Source organism: Escherichia sp. MAL-1 (genome assembly GCF_052948035.1).
The window spans coordinates 4,169,186-4,191,251 of record NZ_CM129609.1 but is presented as its reverse complement, the minus strand read 5'-3'; the positions used below and the strand labels follow the sequence as shown (position 1 = coordinate 4,191,251).

22 protein-coding genes, 3 tRNA genes and 1 pseudogene are annotated in these 22,066 nt (G+C 52.3%); 16 read left to right on the top strand and 10 right to left on the bottom strand.

The genetic code is table 11. The features are described 5' to 3' along the window. The first annotated feature begins 526 nt into the window (after nt 1-526). Both ACU8XX_RS20905 and bglJ read left to right on the top strand, forming a co-directional pair. The gene (locus ACU8XX_RS20905) at nt 527-1,252 is read left to right on the top strand and encodes a helix-turn-helix domain-containing protein (protein WP_000936635.1); all 726 of its coding nucleotides are present in this window, start codon (nt 527-529) and stop codon (nt 1,250-1,252) included. Continuing rightward, nucleotides 1,210-1,887, top strand: coding sequence for a DNA-binding transcriptional activator BglJ (bglJ, locus tag ACU8XX_RS20900; protein WP_001300509.1), 678 nt, complete (start codon nt 1,210-1,212; stop codon nt 1,885-1,887). The genes ACU8XX_RS20905 and bglJ overlap by 43 nt, the downstream gene beginning before the upstream one ends. Before the next feature lie 37 nt (nt 1,888-1,924). On the opposite strand, the gene fhuF is transcribed toward bglJ, so the two are convergent. After that, nucleotides 1,925-2,713, bottom strand: a complete 789-nt coding sequence (fhuF, locus tag ACU8XX_RS20895) for a siderophore-iron reductase FhuF (protein ID WP_000331559.1) — start codon at nt 2,711-2,713, stop codon at nt 1,925-1,927. A 140-nt stretch (nt 2,714-2,853) separates the two neighbouring features. Here fhuF and ACU8XX_RS20890 point away from each other — a divergent pair, with 140 nt between their 5' ends. Then, nucleotides 2,854-3,090 carry a DUF1435 domain-containing protein gene (locus ACU8XX_RS20890; RefSeq protein ID WP_001360092.1) on the top strand — a complete coding sequence of 79 codons (237 nt, stop codon included), beginning with the start codon at nt 2,854-2,856 and terminating at the stop codon, nt 3,088-3,090. A 38-nt stretch (nt 3,091-3,128) separates the two neighbouring features. On the opposite strand, the gene ACU8XX_RS20885 is transcribed toward ACU8XX_RS20890, so the two are convergent. The 4 genes from ACU8XX_RS20885 to rsmC form a co-directional block, all read right to left on the bottom strand. After that, nucleotides 3,129-3,215 (bottom strand) — tRNA-Leu (locus ACU8XX_RS20885). A 34-nt stretch (nt 3,216-3,249) separates the two neighbouring features. Further along, nucleotides 3,250-3,336, bottom strand: a tRNA-Leu gene (locus ACU8XX_RS20880). Between the two features lie 28 nt (nt 3,337-3,364). Then, nucleotides 3,365-3,451 (bottom strand) — tRNA-Leu (locus ACU8XX_RS20875). Between the two features lie 308 nt (nt 3,452-3,759). Next, on the bottom strand, nt 3,760-4,791 hold the full coding sequence (gene rsmC, locus ACU8XX_RS20870; protein WP_001272323.1) for a 16S rRNA (guanine(1207)-N(2))-methyltransferase RsmC: 1,032 nt from the start codon (nt 4,789-4,791) through the stop codon (nt 3,760-3,762). Nucleotides 4,792-4,893: 102 nt separating this feature from the next. On the opposite strand from rsmC, the gene holD reads away from it, so the two are divergent. From holD to ACU8XX_RS20830, 8 genes are all read left to right on the top strand, one after another. Further along, entirely contained in the window at nt 4,894-5,307 is a 414-nt protein-coding gene (gene holD / locus ACU8XX_RS20865; RefSeq protein WP_000204018.1) for a DNA polymerase III subunit psi, read from the top strand. Continuing rightward, nucleotides 5,276-5,722 (top strand): ribosomal protein S18-alanine N-acetyltransferase, encoded by a 447-nt coding sequence (rimI, locus tag ACU8XX_RS20860; RefSeq protein ID WP_001092461.1) that lies wholly within the window; start codon nt 5,276-5,278, stop codon nt 5,720-5,722. The genes holD and rimI overlap by 32 nt, the downstream gene beginning before the upstream one ends. Before the next feature lie 14 nt (nt 5,723-5,736). Continuing rightward, on the top strand, nt 5,737-6,414 hold the full coding sequence (yjjG, locus tag ACU8XX_RS20855; RefSeq protein WP_000870700.1) for a pyrimidine 5'-nucleotidase: 678 nt from the start codon (nt 5,737-5,739) through the stop codon (nt 6,412-6,414). A gap of 90 nt (nt 6,415-6,504) precedes the next feature. Further along, entirely contained in the window at nt 6,505-8,094 is a 1,590-nt protein-coding gene (prfC, locus tag ACU8XX_RS20850; RefSeq protein ID WP_000175943.1) for a peptide chain release factor 3, read from the top strand. A gap of 392 nt (nt 8,095-8,486) precedes the next feature. Further along, the gene (gene osmY, locus ACU8XX_RS20845) at nt 8,487-9,092 is read left to right on the top strand and encodes a molecular chaperone OsmY (protein WP_001295748.1); all 606 of its coding nucleotides are present in this window, start codon (nt 8,487-8,489) and stop codon (nt 9,090-9,092) included. A 126-nt stretch (nt 9,093-9,218) separates the two neighbouring features. Next, entirely contained in the window at nt 9,219-9,380 is a 162-nt protein-coding gene (locus ACU8XX_RS20840) for a DUF1328 domain-containing protein (protein ID WP_000490275.1), read from the top strand. Between the two features lie 121 nt (nt 9,381-9,501). Beyond that, nucleotides 9,502-10,575, top strand: a complete 1,074-nt coding sequence (locus tag ACU8XX_RS20835) for a patatin-like phospholipase family protein (RefSeq protein WP_001299799.1) — start codon at nt 9,502-9,504, stop codon at nt 10,573-10,575. Beyond that, entirely contained in the window at nt 10,572-11,354 is a 783-nt protein-coding gene (locus ACU8XX_RS20830) for a metal-dependent hydrolase (protein WP_000563058.1), read from the top strand. Before ACU8XX_RS20835 ends, ACU8XX_RS20830 begins: the two co-directional genes overlap by 4 nt. Nucleotides 11,355-11,870: 516 nt before the next feature. On the opposite strand, the gene ACU8XX_RS20825 is transcribed toward ACU8XX_RS20830, so the two are convergent. Further along, on the bottom strand, nt 11,871-12,734 hold the full coding sequence (locus tag ACU8XX_RS20825) for a YjjW family glycine radical enzyme activase (RefSeq protein WP_240765284.1): 864 nt from the start codon (nt 12,732-12,734) through the stop codon (nt 11,871-11,873). Continuing rightward, complete coding sequence (locus tag ACU8XX_RS20820; RefSeq protein ID WP_001143194.1) at nt 12,706-14,256, bottom strand: YjjI family glycine radical enzyme; 1,551 nt, start codon at nt 14,254-14,256, stop codon at nt 12,706-12,708. Before ACU8XX_RS20820 ends, ACU8XX_RS20825 begins: the two co-directional genes overlap by 29 nt. A 257-nt stretch (nt 14,257-14,513) precedes the next feature. Here ACU8XX_RS20820 and deoC point away from each other — a divergent pair, with 257 nt between their 5' ends. The 4 genes from deoC to deoD all read left to right on the top strand — a co-directional run bounded on the left by deoC (nt 14,514) and on the right by deoD (nt 18,816). Continuing rightward, on the top strand, nt 14,514-15,293 hold the full coding sequence (gene deoC, locus ACU8XX_RS20815; protein WP_001295412.1) for a deoxyribose-phosphate aldolase: 780 nt from the start codon (nt 14,514-14,516) through the stop codon (nt 15,291-15,293). Nucleotides 15,294-15,419: 126 nt separating this feature from the next. Beyond that, the gene (deoA, locus tag ACU8XX_RS20810) at nt 15,420-16,742 is read left to right on the top strand and encodes a thymidine phosphorylase (protein WP_000477811.1); all 1,323 of its coding nucleotides are present in this window, start codon (nt 15,420-15,422) and stop codon (nt 16,740-16,742) included. A gap of 51 nt (nt 16,743-16,793) precedes the next feature. Continuing rightward, nucleotides 16,794-18,017, top strand: coding sequence for a phosphopentomutase (gene deoB / locus ACU8XX_RS20805; protein ID WP_000816471.1), 1,224 nt, complete (start codon nt 16,794-16,796; stop codon nt 18,015-18,017). Nucleotides 18,018-18,096: 79 nt separating this feature from the next. After that, nucleotides 18,097-18,816 carry a purine-nucleoside phosphorylase gene (deoD, locus tag ACU8XX_RS20800; protein ID WP_000224877.1) on the top strand — a complete coding sequence of 240 codons (720 nt, stop codon included), beginning with the start codon at nt 18,097-18,099 and terminating at the stop codon, nt 18,814-18,816. Nucleotides 18,817-18,976: 160 nt separating this feature from the next. Here deoD and ACU8XX_RS20795 read toward each other — a convergent pair. The 3 genes and pseudogenes from ACU8XX_RS20795 to ACU8XX_RS20785 all read right to left on the bottom strand — a co-directional run bounded on the left by ACU8XX_RS20795 (nt 18,977) and on the right by ACU8XX_RS20785 (nt 20,960). After that, nucleotides 18,977-19,240 (bottom strand): annotated as a pseudogene (locus ACU8XX_RS20795) (helix-turn-helix domain-containing protein). Between the two features lie 31 nt (nt 19,241-19,271). After that, entirely contained in the window at nt 19,272-20,288 is a 1,017-nt protein-coding gene (gene lplA / locus ACU8XX_RS20790; RefSeq protein ID WP_000105889.1) for a lipoate--protein ligase LplA, read from the bottom strand. Nucleotides 20,289-20,315: 27 nt separating this feature from the next. After that, complete coding sequence (locus tag ACU8XX_RS20785; protein ID WP_000124615.1) at nt 20,316-20,960, bottom strand: YtjB family periplasmic protein; 645 nt, start codon at nt 20,958-20,960, stop codon at nt 20,316-20,318. Between the two features lie 105 nt (nt 20,961-21,065). Between ACU8XX_RS20785 and serB the strand changes: the two genes are divergently transcribed. After that, nucleotides 21,066-22,034: a phosphoserine phosphatase gene (serB, locus tag ACU8XX_RS20780; protein ID WP_001132955.1), complete on the top strand. Its 969-nt coding sequence runs from the start codon at nt 21,066-21,068 to the stop codon at nt 22,032-22,034. Nucleotides 22,035-22,066 lie beyond the last annotated feature (32 nt).

Genomic DNA, 22,066 nt, shown 5'->3' with positions numbered 1-22,066 from the left:
CAAAATTGCGCTGATTAATCCTGGTTATCGGGACAAGCTCGGTGATAAAAAGCGAATTATCTCTCGCCGCAAACAAACTATCACATGAATATTATCACTATAATGAATTTATTGTTTTAGCCTTTACGGGTCAGGATAATAGATAGCTGGGCGCGTTTTTTAGTGTTAACAAGTTAAAATCATCAGATTTTATTGAATAAATATTGATTGTGTGATTCCCGCATTCTGCGGGAAGGGATATCATTTAATTATAAATTAAATGAATGTGATTTCTGTTTTTCATTAAGTATTCCTAACAACTTAATGTAGATATTTTAAATGTCTCCAGGCTATTTCACCAGGTTATCATTTGATGCTAACCTTCTGACACATGCAGTGGAGTTGTTGTGCAGCAGGAGTATGCTGATATGAAAGTGAATGCTAAGGATAATTTATTCGCTTAATCTATTAATTTGCTGGAAACATTTAAGGAATGAATATCCTGAATAAACCATCATAATTTTTAGACAGTGGATGTGGAGGAAATATGTTGCCAGGATGCTGCAAAAATGGAATTGTTATCAGTAAAATACCTGTTATGCAAGCAGGGTTAAAAGAGGTCATGAGGACTCACTTCCCTGAATATGAAATAATATCCAGCGCCTCTGCGGAGGACCTTACCTTATTACAATTACGTCGTTCCGGATTAGTCATTGCTGATTTAGCCGGTGAAAGTGAAGATCCACGTTCTGTTTGTGAACATTATTATTCTTTAATCTCACAATATCGGGAAATTCACTGGGTTTTCATGGTGTCACGCTCCTGGTATTCCCAGGCAGTAGAACTGCTCATGTGCCCTACGGCGACGTTATTGTCTGATGTTGAACCCATTGAGAATCTGGTCAAGACCGTACGTTCCGGCAATACGCACGCAGAGCGTATCAGCGCCATGCTGACCTCTCCGGCAATGACTGAAACTCATGATTTTAGCTATCGCTCCGTCATTCTCACTCTTTCAGAGCGCAAGGTGCTGCGGCTATTAGGTAAAGGATGGGGCATCAACCAGATAGCTTCATTGCTTAAGAAAAGTAATAAAACTATCAGCGCCCAAAAAAACAGTGCGATGCGTCGACTGGCAATTCACAGCAACGCTGAAATGTATGCATGGATAAATAGCGCGCAGGGTGCAAGAGAACTTAACTTGCCTTCTGTTTATGGAGATGCCGCAGAATGGAACACAGCCGAATTAAGAAGAGAAATGTCGCACTCATAGAAAAATGCGTCATGAGTAGTATCGGTATTGAGAGTTTATTCAGAAAGTTTGCGGGTAACCCTTATAAGCTCCATACCTATACCAGTCAGGAGTCATTTCAGGATGCCATGTCGCGGATCTCGTTTGCGGCGGTCATTTTTTCTTTTTCTGCCATGAGAAGTGAGCGCAGAGAGGGATTATCTTGCCTGACTGAACTGGCGATTAAGTTTCCGCGTACCCGGCGTTTAGTTATTGCGGATGATGATATTGAAGCTCGGCTGATTGGTTCATTGTCGCCATCACCGCTGGACGGTGTATTAAGTAAAGCGTCAACGCTGGAGATTTTTCATCAGGAACTCTTTTTGTCATTAAATGGTGTACGTCAGGCGACCGACCGACTGAACAATCAGTGGTACATTAACCAAAGCCGGACGCTAAGCCCCACGGAGAGAGAAATATTGCGCTTTATGTCGCGTGGCTACTCAATGACACAAATTGCCGAGCAGCTTAAACGCAATATCAAAACGATCCGTGCACATAAATTTAATGTGATGTCGAAACTGGGCGTCAGTTCTGATGCAGGGTTGTTGGAGGCCGCAGATATTCTGTTATGTATGCGGCATTGCGAAGCAAGTAATGTGTTGCATCCCTATTAATCCGCATGATGCCGGGTTTACTTCCCCGGCAGTGCTTTCATTTCAGCGTACAATCGCCACATTGCTGCACATCCGGTAAGCGATAACGCTGGCAGCAAGTGCGGCGCACCAGCAGGCCATCGCGCAGTACCACGGTACGCCAGAGTGGATTATCTTCACCGTTCGTGAGCGTTTTCTCAAAAAAGAGGGCATGGCGCAGCGATTCAACCGTCGCCTCGCCGAGCAGCTGCTTCATCTCAGTGAGATACCAGTTGATCAAATAACCGGTATTACTCCAGATAAGTTTGCCGTTGATCTCTCCGGTCGCTTCTAGTGCCTGCACAACCGGAACCAGCGCCTGGCTGATTAACGTTTCCATTCGCTGCTGCGGCGAATGTGGTGTTGCGTTTTTATCTTCACACACATCGACCCAGAAACAGGCGACGCGTCCGGTTTCGTGAAACTCAGCATGGAAATGTTCCGGCGACACATCTAATGCCTTTTCCTGCGTCAGTAGCGCCAGCATTAATGGTGGCACCATCAGGCCGATATACCATTGTGCCCATAGTGAGATCAGCGGTTTGTTCTCGCGGATCATCGTTGGTTGGTTGCGATAGATATGATCGGAATAGACCGCGAGTAGAGAACTTAGCGCATTCGGTGATGACCATTGCGCCAGCGTCATGGCGTTAAGCGGAGCGGGTTCATCCAGGCGGATAAACTCGAGCAAATGTTCACGATGTTTGGCGATCGTCGCACGTACGGCTTGTGCAAGCCCAGCATCCTGCGGCTGGAGATGCGTTCGCCAGATGATATCTTCATAGAGCGGTGCGGAACGATAGGCCATAATCGGGATAGTAATCTAAATGATAATGATTGCTAATCCTAGCGATAGGTTTACCCGATAGCAAGGGATTTCTCTGGCTTGCAAATGATAAAAATTATCATATGATATCGGTTATCATTATCAATGAAAGAGATGAAACCATGTTGCAACGTACGCTGGGCAGTGGCTGGGGAGTGTTGCTGCCGGGATTGCTGATTGCAGGGCTGATGTATGCGGATTTATCGCCGGATCAGTGGCGGATTGTCATTCTGATGGGATTGATATTGACGCCGGTGATGCTGTATCACAAACAGTTACGGCATTACATTTTGCTACCATCGTGCCTGGCGCTTAGTGCTGGCATCATGCTGATGCTAATGAATTTGAATCAGGGATGAAAAATCAAGGAAGAAACAAGAAAGGAAGTAAAGATAATTGGTGCGAGGGGGGGGACTTGAACCCCCACGTCCGTAAGGACACTAACACCTGAAGCTAGCGCGTCTACCAATTCCGCCACCTTCGCACAGTCATCTTACTTTTTTTGATATCGCCTCGTTTGGTGCGAGGGGGGGGACTTGAACCCCCACGTCCGTAAGAACACTAACACCTGAAGCTAGCGCGTCTACCAATTCCGCCACCTTCGCCCAGTGCGAGCAATATCAACGTGGTTTTTGGTGCGAGGGGGGGGACTTGAACCCCCACGTCCGTAAGGACACTAACACCTGAAGCTAGCGCGTCTACCAATTCCGCCACCTTCGCATACCATCAATTCTTAAAAAGAATTGCTACCACGGAGGCGCATTCTAGTGGTTTTCAGCTTTTCGTCAATAGTTAATTATCGCCGGAGGTGTAATTGCTGGAAAAATGTCCATCAGGAAACTAACGTGCAGGTTTGGTAGTTTTGTAGGTCGGATAAGGCGTTCACGCCGCATCCGACACGGTATTTGGGTGCAGATGCCAGATGCGACGCGGGCGCGTCTTATCTGGCCTACGAAGGGCTAACGTGCAGGTTTTGTAGGTCGGATAAGGCGTTCACGCCGCATCCGACACGGTATTCGGCGAGATAATTAACCTTTCTTCGCCTGGCGGGTCATAATGGCGCGATACACCTTGAAACGCCCGGTTTGCGCAATCACTTCATGGAAGCCAAATGTCTCATCCAGCACGTCCGGGTAAGGCAGGAAGGCGTTCGCTACAATTCGCAGCTCGCCGCCGCTATTAAGATGACGCACCGCGCCGCGAATCAGCGTTTGCGCCGCATCCAGGCTGGTTTGCATCCCATCGTGGAACGGCGGGTTGGAGATGATCATATCAAAACGACCTTTCACCTCGGAAAAGACGTTGCTGGCAAAGACTTCACCTTCAACACCGTTGGCCGCAAGTGTTGCGCGGCTGGCTTCTACCGCTGGCGCAGAGACATCGCACAAGGTGAGACGAATTTTCGGCGAATGGCGCGCAAAGGCAACTGAAAGCACACCCGCGCCACAGCCGACATCCAGCACTTTACCTTTCGTGTGCGGGGTTAACGTCGAGAGCAGCAACTGGCTACCGACATCCAGACCGTCGCGGCTAAACACGCCAGGCAGCGTTTTGACCGTCAGGCCATCGACGCTGTATTCGCCCCAGAATTTATCGGCATCAAATACCGGCTGTTTTTCCAGACGACCAAAATAGAGGCCACAGCGACGAGCGCTGTCGACTTTATTCAACGGCGCATAATCTGCCAGCATCTGCTCGGCGCTGCGCACGCCGCTGCGGTTCTCGCCAACGACAAAAATATCTGTCCCCACTGGCAGCAGAGAAAGTAAATTCATCAACTGGAACTGGGCTTCCGGTTTGTTCTTCGGCCAGTAGTAAATCAGCGTATCGCAATCTGCGACGTCATCCGCCGTGGCGACCAGACTGAAACGGGCGTTATCCCCCATCTGGCGGCTTAATACCTGCCAGTGGTGGAATTGCTGGGTATGAGCACGGCTGGCCGCGGTATCTAAACGCGCGGGCAGGTCATCCTGTAAGTCTCCGGCAAACAGAATACGGCTTTGTTCGAAATCATCACTGTGACGCAGCAAGACTTCACTTGCCGGGGTAAATGCAGACATGGAATGCTCCTCAATTGATACTGGCGGCGATTATAGCCATATGTTGGCGCGGTATCGACGAATTTGCTATATTTGCGCCCCTGACAACAGGAGCGATTCGCTATGACATCCCGACGAGACTGGCAGTTACAGCAACTGGGCATTACCCAGTGGTCGCTGCGTCGCCCTGGCGCGTTGCAGGGGGAGATTGCCATTGCGATCCCGGCACACGTCCGTCTGGTGATGGTGGCAAACGATCTTCCCGCCCTGACCGATCCTTTAGTGAGCGATGTTCTGCGCGCATTAACCGTCAGCCCCGACCAGGTGCTGCAACTGACGCCAGAAAAAATCGCGATGCTGCCGCAAGGCAGTCGCTGCAACAGCTGGCGGTTGGGTACTGACGAACCGCTATCACTGGAAGGCGCTCAGGTGGCATCACCGGCGCTCACCGAATTACGGGCAAACCCAACGGCACGCGCCGCGTTATGGCAACAGATTTGCACATATGAACACGATTTCTTCCCTCGAAACGACTGATTTACCAGCGGCTTACCACATTGAACAACGCGCCCACGCCTTTCCGTGGAGTGAAAAAACCTTTGCCAGCAATCAGGGCGAGCGTTATCTCAACTTTCAGTTAACGCAAAACGGCAAAATGGCGGCGTTTGCGATTACGCAAGTGGTGCTGGATGAAGCTACATTGTTCAATATTGCGGTCGATCCTGACTATCAGCGTCAGGGATTGGGAAGGGCGCTGCTGGAACATCTGATCGACGAACTGGAAAAACGCGGCGTGGCGACGCTATGGCTGGAAGTCCGTGCTTCAAACGCTGCCGCCATTGCCCTGTACGAAAGTTTAGGCTTTAACGAGGCGACGATTCGCCGCAATTACTACCCCACCACGGACGGTCGCGAAGACGCCATCATCATGGCGTTGCCAATCAGTATGTAAGACAAGGTGGAATAATGAAGTGGGACTGGATTTTCTTTGATGCCGATGAAACGCTGTTTACCTTTGACTCATTCACCGGCCTGCAGCGGATGTTTCTTGATTACAGCGTCACCTTTACCGCTGAAGATTTTCAGGACTATCAGGCCGTTAACAAGCCACTGTGGGTGGATTATCAAAACGGCGCGATCACTTCATTACAGCTTCAGCACGGGCGTTTTGAGAGCTGGGCCGAACGGCTGAAAGTTGAAGCAGGCTTGCTTAACGATGCCTTTATTAATGCGATGGCGGAAATCTGCACGCCGCTGCCGGGCGCGGTTTCTCTGCTTAACGCCATTCGTGGCAACGCTAAAATCGGCATCATCACCAACGGTTTTAGCGCCTTGCAGCAAGTGCGTCTGGAACGGACGGGCCTGCGTGATTACTTCGATTTGCTGGTGATTTCCGAAGAAGTTGGCGTTGCTAAACCGAATAAGAAAATTTTCGATTATGCGCTGGAACAGGCGGGCAATCCTGACCGTTCACGCGTGCTGATGGTTGGCGACACTGCCGAGTCCGATATTCTCGGTGGCATCAACGCCGGGCTTGCGACCTGCTGGCTGAATGCGCACCATCGCGAGCAACCAGAAGGCATCGCGCCCACCTGGACCGTTTCTTCGTTGCACGAACTGGAGCAGCTCCTGTGTAAACACTGATTGCCTCCCCCCCGTTGATGGGTAAAATAGCCGCAATTTTTCGTTTTCAACAAGCGCGGCGCGATGCCGCTTACTCAAGAAGAAAGAATTATGACGTTGTCTCCTTATTTGCAAGAGGTGGCGAAGCGCCGCACTTTTGCCATTATTTCTCACCCGGACGCCGGTAAAACTACCATCACCGAGAAGGTGCTGCTGTTCGGACAGGCCATTCAGACCGCTGGTACAGTAAAAGGCCGTGGTTCCAACCAGCACGCTAAGTCGGACTGGATGGAGATGGAAAAGCAGCGTGGGATCTCCATTACTACGTCTGTGATGCAGTTTCCGTATCACGATTGCCTGGTTAACCTGCTAGACACCCCGGGGCACGAAGACTTCTCGGAAGATACCTATCGTACCCTGACAGCGGTGGACTGCTGCCTGATGGTTATCGACGCTGCAAAAGGTGTTGAAGATCGTACCCGTAAGCTGATGGAAGTTACCCGTCTGCGCGACACGCCGATCCTCACCTTTATGAACAAACTTGATCGTGATATCCGCGACCCGATGGAACTGCTCGATGAAGTTGAGAACGAGCTGAAAATCGGCTGCGCACCGATCACCTGGCCGATTGGCTGCGGCAAGCTGTTTAAAGGCGTTTACCACCTTTATAAAGACGAAACCTATCTCTATCAGAGCGGTAAAGGCCACACGATTCAGGAAGTCCGTATTGTTAAAGGGCTGAATAACCCGGATCTCGACGCTGCGGTTGGTGAAGATCTGGCACAGCAGCTACGTGACGAACTGGAACTGGTGAAAGGCGCGTCTAACGAGTTCGACAAAGAATTGTTCCTTGCGGGCGAAATCACTCCGGTATTCTTCGGTACTGCGCTGGGTAACTTCGGCGTTGATCATATGCTGGATGGCCTGGTGGAGTGGGCCCCTGCGCCGATGCCGCGTCAGACTGATACCCGTACCGTAGAGGCGAGCGAAGACAAATTTACCGGCTTCGTATTTAAAATTCAGGCCAACATGGACCCGAAACACCGCGACCGCGTGGCGTTTATGCGCGTAGTATCCGGTAAATATGAAAAAGGCATGAAGCTGCGCCAGGTGCGTACTGCGAAAGATGTGGTTATCTCCGACGCGCTGACCTTTATGGCGGGCGACCGTTCGCACGTTGAAGAAGCGTATCCGGGCGATATCCTCGGCCTGCACAACCACGGCACTATTCAGATCGGCGACACCTTTACCCAGGGTGAGATGATGAAGTTCACCGGTATTCCGAACTTCGCACCAGAACTGTTCCGTCGTATCCGCCTGAAAGATCCGCTGAAGCAAAAACAGCTGCTCAAAGGGCTGGTACAGCTTTCCGAAGAGGGCGCGGTGCAGGTGTTCCGTCCGATCTCCAACAACGATTTGATCGTTGGTGCTGTTGGTGTGCTGCAGTTTGATGTGGTGGTATCGCGCCTGAAGAGCGAATACAACGTTGAAGCAGTATATGAATCAGTCAACGTTGCCACTGCCCGCTGGGTAGAATGTGCGGACGCGAAGAAATTCGAAGAGTTCAAGCGTAAGAACGAAAGCCAACTGGCGCTTGATGGCGGCGATAACCTCGCTTACATCGCTACCAGCATGGTCAACCTGCGCCTGGCGCAGGAACGTTATCCGGACGTTCAGTTCCACCAGACCCGCGAGCATTAATTCTTGCCTCCAGGGCGCGGTAGCCGCTGCGCCCTGTCAATTTCCCTTCCTTATTAGCCGCTTACGGAATGTTCTTAAAACATTCACTTTTGCTTATGTTTTCGCTGATATCCCGAGCGGTTTCAAAATTGTGATCTATATTTAACAAAGTAATGACATTTCTGACGGCGTTAAATACCGTTCAATGCGTAGATATCAGTATCTAAAGCCGTCGATTGTCATTCTACCGATATTAATAACTGATTCAGAGGCTGTAATGGTCGTTATTCATCACCCATCGCTTTTGTGATGGCGACCATTGACTTCTGTAGAGGGTGAAGTCTCTCCCTATTCAGCAATGCAACCTCGTGTTGCCAGGCTCAAATTACGAGCAAACATACAGGAATAAATCGATGACTATGACAAGACTGAAGATTTCGAAAACTCTGCTGGCTGTAATGTTGACCTCTGCCGTCGCGACCGGCTCTGCCTACGCGGAAAACAACGCACAGACTACCAATGAAAGCGCAGGGCAAAAAGTCGATAGCTCTATGAATAAAGTCGGTAATTTCATGGATGACAGCGCCATCACCGCGAAAGTGAAGGCGGCGCTGGTGGATCATGACAACATCAAGAGCACCGATATCTCTGTCAAAACCGATCAAAAAGTCGTGACCCTGAGCGGTTTCGTTGAAAGCCAGGCTCAGGCCGAAGAGGCAGTGAAAGTGGCGAAAGGCGTTGAAGGGGTGACCTCTGTCAGCGACAAACTGCACGTTCGCGACGCTAAAGAAGGCTCTGTGAAGGGCTACGCGGGTGACACCGCCACCACCAGTGAAATCAAAGCCAAACTGCTGGCGGACGATATCGTCCCTTCCCGTCATGTGAAAGTTGAAACCACCGACGGCGTGGTTCAGCTCTCCGGTACCGTCGATTCCCAGGCACAGAGCGACCGTGCTGAAAGTATCGCCAAAGCGGTAGATGGTGTGAAAAGCGTTAAAAATGATCTGAAAACTAAGTAATTCGTCGTAATTCGTCCTCCCGAACTTTGTCGGGAGGCGCGATGTGCACCACACTAAAAATATCGCATTGAGTGATTTTCACGCTCATATCAAGCGGTGACATTAACTATGGTAAAGGAGACGCTTATGTTTCGTTGGGGCATCATATTTCTGGTTATCGCGTTAATCGCCGCCGCACTTGGGTTTGGTGGTCTGGCCGGTACCGCTGCAGGCGCAGCTAAAATTGTCTTTGTCGTCGGGATTATTCTGTTCCTGGTGAGTTTGTTCATGGGCCGAAAACGACCCTAGATTTCAGACCATTAAGAAAATTTTATCCAAAGCCAGTCCAGCGGACTGGCTTTTGCGGTTTTAGCGAATAATAAATTGCGTTACTTTGTCATTCTTTCACAACAAAAACAGGAAGGCAGAGGTGGGGCAGCGAATACCTGTAACGCTTGGTAATATTGCGCCGTTGTCGCTAAGGCCGTTCCAGCCTGGACGAATAGCTCTGGTGTGCGAAGGCGGCGGACAGCGTGGAATTTTCACGGCTGGCGTGCTGGATGAGTTTATGCGCGCGCAGTTTAATCCTTTCGATCTTTATCTCGGCACATCTGCCGGGGCGCAGAACCTCTCGGCGTTTATCTGCAATCAGCCCGGTTACGCGCGCAAAGTCATCATGCGCTATACCACAAAACGCGAATTTTTCGATCCATTGCGCTTTGTCCGTGGAGGAAATCTTATCGATCTCGACTGGCTGGTGGAGGCCACCGCAAGCCAGATGCCGTTGCAAATGGATACCGCCGCGCGGTTGTTTGACAGCGGCAAATCGTTTTATATGTGCGCCTGTCGTCAGGATGACTACGCGCCTAATTACTTTTTACCAACCAAACAAAACTGGCTGGATGTGATTCGCGCCTCCAGTGCGATACCTGGCTTTTATCGTAGCGGAGTGTCGCTGGAAGGCATTAACTACCTGGATGGCGGGATCAGTGATGCGATTCCGGTTAAAGAGGCGGCAAGGCAGGGCGCTAAAACGTTGGTCGTCATCCGCACTGTGCCGTCACAAATGTACTACACGCCGCAGTGGTTCAAACGCATGGAACGCTGGCTGGGTGACAGTAGCCTGCAGCCGCTGGTCAATCTGGTGCAGCATCATGAAACCAGCTATCGTGACATTCAGCAATTTATTGAGAAACCACCGGGCAAGCTGCGGATATTCGAAATTTATCCACCGAAACCATTACATAGTATCGCGCTTGGCAGTCGGATTCCGGCGCTGCGTGAAGACTATAAACTTGGGCGTTTATGCGGTCGTTATTTCCTCGCCACGGTTGGCAAGCTATTAACTGAAAAAGCGCCGCTTACCCGCCATCTGGTGCCAGTGGTGACGCCGGAATCGATCGTTATTCCGCCTGCGCCAGTCGCCAACGATACGCTGGTTGCCGAAGTGAGCGATGCTCCGCAGGCGAACGACCCGACATTTAACAATGAGGATCTGGCTTGATTTGCCGTTTTATCGATACCCACTGCCATTTTGATTTCCCGCCGTTTAGTGGCGATGAAGAGGCCAGCCTGCAACGCGCGGCACAAGCGGGCGTAGGCAAGATCATTGTTCCGGCGACAGAGGCGGAAAATTTTGCCCGCGTGCAGGCGTTAGCGGAAAAATATCAACCGCTGTATGCCGCATTGGGGTTGCATCCGGGGATGTTGGAAAAACATAGCGATGTGTCTCTTGATCAGCTACAGCAGGCGCTGGAAAGGCGTCCGGCGAAGGTGGTGGCGGTGGGGGAGATCGGTCTGGATCTCTTCGGCGACGATCCGCAATTTGAGAGGCAGCAGTGGTTACTCGACGAACAACTGAAACTGGCGAAACGCTACGATCTGCCGGTGATCCTTCATTCCCGGCGTACACACGACAAACTGGCGATGCATCTTAAACGTCACGATTTACCGTGCACTGGCGTGGTTCACGGTTTTTCCGGCAGCCTGCAACAGGCCGAGCGGTTTGTACAGCTGGGCTACAAAATCGGCGTAGGCGGTACTATCACCTATCCACGCGCCAGTAAAACCCGCGATGTCATCGCAAAATTACCGCTGGCATCGTTGTTGCTGGAAACCGACGCGCCGGATATGCCGCTCAACGGCTTTCAGGGGCAGCCTAACCGACCGGAACAGGCTGTGCGGGTGTTTGACGTGCTTTGCGAGTTGCGCCCGGAACCAGAAGATGAGATTGCCGAAGTGTTGCTTAATAATACGTATGCGTTGTTTAGCGTTAGTGGGTAGTTTACCCTTCGTAGGCAGCATCCGGCAGTCGGCGCATAATGCCTGATGCGACGCTTGTCGCGTCTTATCATGCCTACAGGTTTGTGCCGAACCGTAGGCCGGATAAGGCGTTCACGCCGCATCCGGCAGTTGGCGCACAATGCCTGATGCGACGCTTGACGCGTCTTATCATGCCTACAAGTCTGTGCCGAACCGTAGGCCGGATAAGGCGTTTACGCCGCATCCGGCAGTTGGCGCACAATGCCTGATGCGACGCTTGTCGCGTCTTATCATGCCTACAAGTCTGTGCCGAACCGTAGGCCGGATAAGGCGTTCACGCCGCATCCGGCAGTCGGCGCATAATGCCTGATGCGACGCTTGTCGCGTCTTATCAGGCCTACAGGTTTGTGCCGAACCGTAGGCCGGATAAGGCGTTCACGCCGCATCCGGCAGTTGGCGCACAATGCCTGATGCGACGCTGGACGCGTCTTATCATGCCTACAAGTCTGTGCCGAACCGTAGGCCGCATCCGGCATGTCACAAATACAGCGCCGGAAATATCAACCGGCCCACCCCGCGCACCTTTAATGCATCAGCCAACGGCTCAACGTCTTCCGGCGTGGCGCTCGCCCAGCTTTGCGCCTCGCCATACACGCCGTGGGCATGAAACGCGTTCAGGCGTACCGGAACATCGCCAAGTCTCTTGATAAACGCCGCCAGTTCTTCGATGTGTTGCAAATAATCCACCTGGCCAGGGATTACCAGCAAACGCAGTTCCGCCAGCTTGCCGCGCTCTGCCAGCAAACAGATGCTGCGCTTAATCTGCTGATTATCGCGTCCGGTTAATTGTTGATGACATTCGCTACCCCATGCTTTGAGATCGAGCATTGCGCCGTCACACACCGGGAGTAATTTTTCCCAGCCGGTTTCGCTCAACATGCCGTTACTGTCCACCAGACAGGTGAGATGGCGCAGTTGCGGATCGTTTTTGATAGCAGTAAACAGCGCCACTACAAACGGCAGTTGGGTCGTGGCTTCGCCGCCGCTTACCGTTATCCCTTCAATAAACAGCACCGCTTTGCGGACATGGCTAAGCACTTCGTCCACGCTCATGGATTGCGCCATCGGCGTGGCATGTTGCGGACACCTCTTCAGGCAGGTATCACACTGCTCGCAGACCGCAGCGTTCCACACCACTTTGCCGTCAACAATCTGCAACGCCTGATGCGGACACTGTGGCACGCACTCTCCGCAATGATTACAGCGCCCCATCGTCCACGGATTGTGACAGTTTTTGCAGCGCAGATTGCAGCCCTGCAAAAACAGAGCCAGACGACTGCCTGGCCCGTCAACGCAGGAGAAGGGGATAATCTTACTGACTAAAGCGCATCTGCTGTTCATGGCTTATCACGCGCGGCTGGCGTTCCAGAATACGAGTGTTGCGTGCGGCTTCTTCGCCTAGCCAGGTGGTGTTGGTGCGTGAACCTTCGGCGCGATATTTTTCTAAATCCGACAAACGCACCATATAACCGGTAACGCGAACCAGATCGTTACCGCTGACATTGGCGGTAAATTCACGCATTCCGGCTTTAAAGGCACCGAGGCAAAGCTGTACCAGCGCCTGCGGATTACGTTTGATGGTTTCGTCGAGCGTCAGAATGTCGCTGATGCCGGAATAATAATAAGCATGATGCGGGGCGACAGTTTGCAGATGGGTGATCGGATCTGGCTCATCGCCATAGGGTAAACGCGCGCCCGGCGTGGTGCCGATATCGGAACTGATCCCCGACTGTGCGTGTAACATGGCGCGTTTTTGCCAGCCATATTTCACGGGGGTATTGGCGACAAACTCCGCCAGTTGCGCGCTGATGCGATAACCCACTTCATTTGCGGCGGCTTCTTTACCGTAGCGCGCGGCAATCCCTTCTTTCTCACACAGCAAGTTAACCGCTTCCGCCAGCCCATACATGCCAAACATTGGCACAAAACGTTCAGGGTTAATCAGCCCTTCTTTCACCAGGAAGCTATTCTCAAAGAAGTGTGATTGTTGATAGAGGAATTCACACCGCGCATCGATGATGGCGATCTGCTGCTGGCAGTAGTGCGGTAGAGTGCGCGTAAAGAAGTCATCCAGCGATTCGCTGCGCTCGGCAATGGCTTTCAGGTTAAGGCGTACCAGCGTGCTGCCACCACCCGCCAGCGGCAGTGAGTTGTAACAGCTCACAATCCCGTAGCCCCCTTTTGTGAAAATTTTATCATGCACCGGACCGTTGGCGATGTGCGGTTTGCTACATTCACAGATGTTCTTCGCCACTTCCAGCAGTAGGTCATCAGGGGTGATTTCAGGATCGTAGATAAAGGTCAGGTTCGGTGAAACCTGCTTCAACTCTGCGTCTGCACGTAAGATTGCACGGGTAATGGGCGAATCAGACGGGCCGATATTGGCGTGCATAAAGGCGTCTGGCAGGGTTCTGTCGAGGTAACGCCAGAAACGTTTTATTCGAATATCGATCTCGTCTTGTGTTAGAATTCTAACATACGGTTGCAACAACGCATCCAGTTGCCCCAGGTAGACCGGCATCGATGTGACCGACGGTACGTGGTGGTAAAGAATGGTCAGCAGAGAGAGTGCGTCATCAAGATCTTTCGCGCCTTCCAGCTCCAGCCATTCGGAACCGTTCGCCAGAAAACGGGCGTAATCGGGTAAGACATAGCGCGGTTTGTACGGCGCATGACCTTCAAACATATCGCAGATTACACCCTCATCCAGCGCACGGCGGGCTTCGGCAGGCAGCTGCGGATAAGGCAGATTGTTTTCTGCTTCAAGTGCCAGAAAATGGCGCTTCTGCTCCGGGCTAAGCACTGGGCTGGTGACAATTTGCTGGCAACGTTGTTGCAGTGCATTTTCATCAGAAGTGGGCATCTTCTTTTCCTTTTATGCCGAAGGTGATGCGCCATTGTAAGAAGTTTCGTGATGTTCACTTTGATCCTGATGCGTTTGCTACCACTGACGCATTCATTTGAAAGTGAATTATTTGAACCAGATCGCATTACAGTGATGCAAACTTGTAAGTAGATTTCCTTAATTGTGATGTATATCGAAGTGTGTTGCGGAGTAGATGTTAGAATACTAACAAACTCGCAAGGTGAATTTTATTGGCGACAAGCCAGGAGAATGAAATGACTGATCTGAAAGCAAGCAGCCTGCGTGCACTGAAATTGATGGACCTGACCACCCTGAATGACGACGACACCGACGAGAAAGTAATTGCTCTGTGTCATCAGGCCAAAACCCCGGTCGGCAATACCGCCGCTATCTGTATCTATCCTCGCTTTATCCCGATTGCTCGCAAAACACTGAAAGAGCAGGGCACCCCGGAAATCCGTATCGCTACGGTAACCAACTTCCCACATGGTAACGACGACATCGAAATCGCGCTGGCAGAAACCCGTGCGGCAATCGCCTACGGTGCCGATGAAGTTGACGTGGTGTTCCCGTACCGCGCGCTGATGGCGGGCAACGAGCAGGTTGGTTTTGACCTTGTGAAAGCCTGTAAAGAGGCTTGCGCGGCAGCGAATGTACTGCTGAAAGTGATCATCGAAACCGGCGAACTGAAAGACGAAGCGCTGATCCGTAAAGCGTCTGAAATCTCCATCAAAGCGGGTGCGGACTTCATCAAAACCTCTACCGGTAAAGTGGCTGTGAACGCGACGCCGGAAAGCGCGCGCATCATGATGGAAGTGATCCGTGATATGGGCGTAGAAAAAACCGTTGGTTTCAAACCGGCGGGCGGCGTGCGTACTGCGGAAGATGCGCAGAAATATCTCGCCATCGCAGATGAACTTTTCGGTGCTGACTGGGCTGATGCGCGTCACTACCGCTTTGGTGCTTCCAGCCTGCTGGCAAGCCTGCTGAAAGCGCTGGGCCACGGTGACGGTAAGAGCGCCAGCAGCTACTAAGTAAGATGCTTTACGCCTGATGCGCTGCGCTTATCAGGCCTACGAGACGTATCTACCCGTAGGCCGGATAAGGCGTAGACGCATCCGGCAAAAGCCGCCTCATACTCTTTTCCTCGGGAGGTTACCTTGTTTCTCGCACAAGAAATTATTCGTAAAAAACGTGATGGTCATGCGCTGAGCGATGAAGAAATTCGTTTCTTTATCAACGGCATTCGCGACAACACTATCTCCGAAGGGCAGATTGCCGCCCTCGCGATGACCATTTTCTTCCACGATATGACAATGCCTGAGCGTGTCTCGCTGACCATGGCGATGCGAGATTCAGGAACCGTTCTCGACTGGAAAAGCCTGCATCTGAATGGCCCGATTGTTGATAAACACTCCACCGGCGGCGTCGGCGATGTGACTTCGCTGATGTTGGGGCCGATGGTCGCAGCCTGCGGCGGCTATATTCCGATGATCTCCGGTCGCGGCCTCGGTCATACTGGCGGTACGCTCGACAAACTGGAATCCATCCCTGGCTTCGACATTTTCCCGGATGACAACCGTTTCCGCGAAATTATTAAAGACGTCGGCGTGGCGATTATCGGTCAGACCAGCTCACTGGCTCCGGCGGATAAACGTTTCTACGCGACCCGTGATATTACCGCAACCGTGGACTCCATCCCGCTGATCACTGCCTCGATCCTGGCGAAGAAACTGGCGGAAGGTCTGGACGCGCTGGTGATGGACGTGAAAGTGGGTAGCGGCGCGTTTATGCCGACCTACGAACTCTCTGAAGCCCTTGCCGAAGCGATTGTTGGCGTGGCTAACGGCGCTGGCGTGCGCACCACCGCGCTGCTCACCGATATGAATCAGGTACTGGCCTCCAGTGCAGGTAACGCGGTTGAAGTTCGTGAAGCGGTGCAGTTCCTGACGGGTGAATATCGTAACCCGCGTCTGTTTGATGTCACGATGGCGCTGTGCGTGGAGATGCTGATCTCCGGCAAACTGGCGAAAGATGACGCCGAAGCGCGCGCGAAATTGCAGGCGGTGCTGGACAACGGTAAAGCGGCAGAAGTCTTTGGTCGTATGGTAGCGGCACAAAAAGGCCCAACCGACTTCGTTGAGAACTACGCGAAGTATCTGCCGACAGCGATGCTGACGAAAGCAGTCTATGCTGATACCGAAGGTTTTGTCAGTGAAATGGATACCCGCGCGCTGGGGATGGCAGTGGTTGCAATGGGCGGCGGACGCCGTCAGGCATCTGACACCATCGATTACAGCGTCGGCTTTACTGATATGGCACGTCTGGGCGACCAGGTAGACGGTCAGCGTCCGCTGGCGGTTATCCACGCGAAAGACGAAAACAGCTGGCAGGAAGCGGCGAAAGCGGTGAAAGCGGCAATTAAACTTGCCGATAAAGCACCGGAAAGCACACCAACTGTCTATCGCCGTATCAGCGAATAACGGTATACTGATCTGATCATTTAAATTTGAAGCACTGAGTACGGAGAACATATGAAACGTGCATTTATTATGGTGCTGGACTCATTCGGCATCGGCGCTACAGAAGATGCAGAACGCTTTGGTGACGTCGGGGCTGACACCCTGGGTCATATCGCAGAAGCTTGTGCCAAAGGCGAAGCTGATAACGGTCGTAAAGGTCCGCTCAATCTGCCAAATCTGACCCGTCTGGGGCTGGCGAAAGCACACGAAGGTTCTACCGGTTTCATTCCGGCGGGAATGGACGGCAACGCTGAAGTTATCGGCGCGTACGCATGGGCGCACGAAATGTCATCCGGTAAAGATACCCCGTCTGGTCACTGGGAAATCGCCGGTGTCCCGGTTCTGTTTGAGTGGGGATATTTCTCCGATCACGAAAACAGCTTCCCGCAAGAGCTGCTGGATAAACTGGTTGAACGCGCTAATCTGCCGGGTTACCTCGGTAACTGCCACTCTTCCGGTACGGTCATTCTGGATCAGCTGGGCGAAGAGCACATGAAAACCGGCAAGCCGATTTTCTATACCTCCGCTGACTCTGTGTTCCAGATTGCCTGCCACGAAGAAACCTTTGGCCTGGATAAACTCTACGAACTGTGCGAAATCGCCCGTGAAGAGCTGACCAACGGCGGCTACAACATCGGTCGTGTTATCGCTCGTCCGTTTATCGGTGACAAAGCAGGTAACTTCCAGCGTACCGGTAACCGTCACGACCTGGCTGTTGAGCCGCCAGCACCGACCGTGCTGCAGAAACTGGTTGATGAAAAACACGGTCAGGTGGTTTCTGTCGGTAAAATTGCAGACATCTACGCCAACTGCGGTATCACCAAGAAAGTGAAAGCAACTGGCCTGGACGCGCTGTTTGACGCCACCATCAAAGAGATGAAAGAAGCGGGTGATAACACCATCGTCTTCACCAACTTCGTTGACTTCGACTCTTCCTGGGGCCACCGTCGCGACGTCGCCGGTTATGCTGCGGGTCTGGAGCTGTTCGACCGCCGTCTGCCGGAGCTGATGTCTCTGCTGCGCGATGACGACATCCTGATCCTCACTGCTGACCACGGTTGTGATCCGACCTGGACCGGTACTGACCACACGCGTGAACACATTCCGGTACTGGTTTACGGCCCGAAAGTAAAACCGGGCTCACTGGGTCACCGTGAAACCTTCGCGGATATCGGCCAGACTCTGGCAAAATATTTTGGTACTTCTGATATGGAATATGGCAAAGCCATGTTCTGATAATGGGTGCGGCTTGATGCCCTCACCCCGGCCCTCTCCCTCAGGGAGAGGGTGAAAACATGTTGATAAGGATAAAACAATGGCTACCCCACACATTAATGCAGAAATGGGCGATTTCGCTGACGTAGTTTTGATGCCAGGCGACCCGCTGCGTGCGAAGTATATTGCTGAAACTTTCCTTGAAGATGCCCGTGAAGTGAACAACGTTCGCGGTATGCTGGGCTTCACCGGTACTTACAAAGGCCGCAAAATTTCCGTAATGGGTCACGGTATGGGTATCCCGTCCTGCTCCATCTACACCAAAGAACTGATCACCGATTTCGGCGTGAAGAAAATTATCCGCGTGGGTTCCTGTGGCGCAGTTCTGCCGCACGTAAAACTGCGCGACGTCGTTATCGGTATGGGTGCCTGCACCGATTCCAAAGTTAACCGCATCCGTTTTAAAGATCATGACTTTGCCGCTATCGCTGACTTTGACATGGTGCGTAACGCGGTAGACGCGGCTAAAGCACTGGGCATTGATGCTCGCGTTGGTAACCTGTTCTCCGCTGACCTGTTCTACTCTCCGGACGGCGAAATGTTCGACGTGATGGAAAAATACGGCATCCTCGGCGTGGAAATGGAAGCGGCTGGTATCTACGGCGTCGCTGCAGAATTTGGCGCGAAAGCCCTGACCATCTGTACCGTGTCTGACCACATCCGCACTCACGAGCAGACCACTGCCGCTGAGCGTCAGACCACCTTCAACGACATGATCAAAATCGCACTGGAATCCGTTCTGCTGGGCGATAAAGAGTAATTGTGTTTCGCTGAAAGGCGATTGTCGTGTGAAGCCGGAGTGGGAGACTGCTCCGGCTTTTTAGTATCTATTCATCAATAGCAACTGATTTATAGATTTACTATTATTTTTCATATGGATAGAAAATAAAATCTATTCAAGTATCTATTCACGAATCTATTCATTTATGTTCAGCCGTCATCCAGGAAGGGCATATCAGCAACTCTGGTGGACAACCATAAATTTCTGCCATTTTGCTTTTGATGTTTGAGCTAAACCGTTCCGTCTTTTCGATCTATTTTAGAGAATTAATCGAGATACCTAACATTTTACTTACTTCAGCAAGCGATAATTTATGCCTGATACGCACGGCGGCTAGCCAGGAAATACGCTGGCTTAACATTAAATTGATAATCTCCCGCTCCTGGTTTTCCAGATCGATCATATTCCCTTCCTTTGGTATTTTAATCAGCGAGTTACCTTACCGCCCCCGCTATCCACGTCGACAACTCCCGTAGCTCTTTTTCCTGGTCCGGGAAGTCAACCAACAGCGCTTCGCACTCTTGTTGCAGCATATCCGCGCGGTACAGGCAGCCTTGCAGTCGCCCGGCGAGGGCTTCCAGCGGCGCGGGGTTGAGGCTGTCGGTAAACACCTGGGCGCGGGTGATATGGCCTTTTTCAACGTCGAAATGCAGTTCCACGCCGCCCCAGCTAAAGCGTTCATCCAGCAGATGCGAGAATGCCGGAGCCTGACCGAAGTTCCATTCCCAGCTACTCTGACGGGCAAAGGTTTCGGCGAAGTTTGGCAAGTCTGGCGTTTTGTCCGGGGAGATGATTTCCGCTTCTACACGCTCGCCATAATGGGCGAAAAAGGCCTTGGTTATGGCCTCGCAAACCTGCTCATGGGTGATCCCCGGCAGCAGCTCGGTGAGGTTGGTCACGCGGGAACGCACTGAGGTAATGCCTTTCGCCGCCAGTTTCTTTTTATCCGGATTGAGATAGTTTGCCAGGCGGCTAAGGTCTGCATTGAGCAGCAAAGTGCCGTGGTGGAAGCCACGATCTTTGGTTTCGCGATAGGCCGAGCCTGAGACTTTGCGGTCGCCTTCGACTGTTTTCACCACCAGATCGTTACGTCCGGACGCTTCGGCGCTGACGCCGAGCGCGTTCAGCGCATTGAGCACAATCGACGTAGAGATGGTTTTATCGTACTCCGGCTTGCCAGCCATAAAGGTAAAGCAGGTATTGCCGAGATCGTGGAACACCGCGCCGCCACCGCTACTGCGCCGCGCCAGGCGGACGTTATCTTCTTCCATCCGCCGGGTATTACACTCTTTCCACGGGTTCTGCGCGCGACCAATCACTACCGTGTCGGCATTGCGCCAGAGAAACAGAACGCGCTGCGTGGCGGGCATTTGGCGAAAAATACACTCTTCCACCGCCAGGTTAAACCACGGGTCGTAAGAGTCAGAGATGAGCAGGCGTAATGTGGACATAACGATTTCCTTTCTTGTAGTAATGGGTCACTCTTTTTTCTCGCTTTCTTCCTCTTCCGGCACCGGTTTGCTGGCGGTTAACAGGAAGGGCGATTGCTGCCAGCGGGTGCGTTTACCCTGTAGCAGCGTGCGGGTCAGCACTACGCCGATTGCCAGTGAGAGCAGCAACATCAGGCGTAAAATGTTAGTGGTGTTATCCACCTGTTGGGCTTCGGTGGCGAGCGTATGGGTGTCGAGTGTCAGGCGCAGATAGCCGAGCGGTCCGTTTTTACCCGCAATTGGCTCGACAATCTGCTGGTTAAAATAGCCGCCTGCTTTTTTACCGTCGAGCGCCAGCCGGTCGCGCACTTCGACGCTTTCGCCTGAACGGGCGATAAGATCGCCTTGTTCGTCATACACACCCGCGTCGAGGATGCGGCTTTCATCCGTTAACTGATCGAGGATCGCCTGAATGCGTTTTTCATCTGGTGAGTCGGTACGCATCAGCGGTGCAACGTTCAGCGTCACCTGACGCGCCAGGGTGCGGGCCAGTTCTTCCAGCTGTGGATTACGCTGTCGCTGGTGGTTTTGACTAAACCATGACGCCCCCTGCATCAGTGCCACTAACAAGGCAAGACAGAACAGGACAATCACTGCCCGATGCAGCCGGAATTTCAGTTTTGTGCGAGCCATCTTCCACCCTTTGAAAATTTGAGACTTAATGTTGCCAGAAGCAATGGATACAAGGTAGCCTCATGCGTTATTTTCCCTGCTTCGAACGATTTTACAGGAGCCTTAATGCCTAATATTACCTGGTGCGACCTGCCTGAAGATGTCTCTTTATGGCCTGGTCTGCCTCTTTCATTAAGTGGTGATGAAGTGATGCCACTGGATTACCACGCAGGTCGTAGCGGCTGGCTGCTGTATGGTCGTGGGCTGGATAAACAGCGTCTGACCCAATACCAGAGCAAACTGGGTGCGGCGATGGTGATTGTTGCCGCCTGGTGCGTGGAAGATTATCAGGTGATTCGTCTGGCAGGTTCACTCACCGCACGGGCTACGCGCCTGGCCCATGAAGCGCAACTGGATGTCGCCCCGCTGGGGAAAATCCCGCACCTGCGCACGCCGGGTTTGCTGGTGATGGACATGGATTCCACCGCCATCCAGATTGAATGTATTGATGAAATTGCCAAACTGGCCGGAACGGGCGAGATGGTGGCGGAAGTAACCGAACGGGCGATGCGCGGCGAACTCGATTTTACCGCCAGCCTGCGCAGCCGCGTGGCGACGCTGAAAGGCGCTGACGCCAATATTCTGCAACAGGTGCGTGAAAATCTGCCGCTGATGCCAGGCTTAACGCAACTGGTGCTCAAGCTGGAAACGCTGGGCTGGAAAGTGGCGATTGCCTCCGGCGGCTTTACTTTCTTTGCTGAATATCTGCGCGACAAGTTGCGCCTGACCGCCGTGGTAGCCAATGAACTGGAGATCATGGACGGTAAATTTACCGGCAATGTGATCGGCGACATCGTAGACGCGCAGTACAAAGCGAAAACTCTGACTCGCCTCGCGCAGGAGTATGAAATCCCGCTGGCGCAGACCGTGGCGATTGGCGATGGAGCCAATGACCTGCCGATGATCAAAGCGGCAGGGCTGGGGATTGCCTACCATGCCAAGCCAAAAGTGAATGAAAAGGCGGAAGTCACCATCCGTCACGCTGACCTGATGGGGGTATTCTGCATCCTCTCAGGCAGCCTGAATCAGAAGTAATTGCTCGCCCGCCATCCTGCGGGCGGCACAGC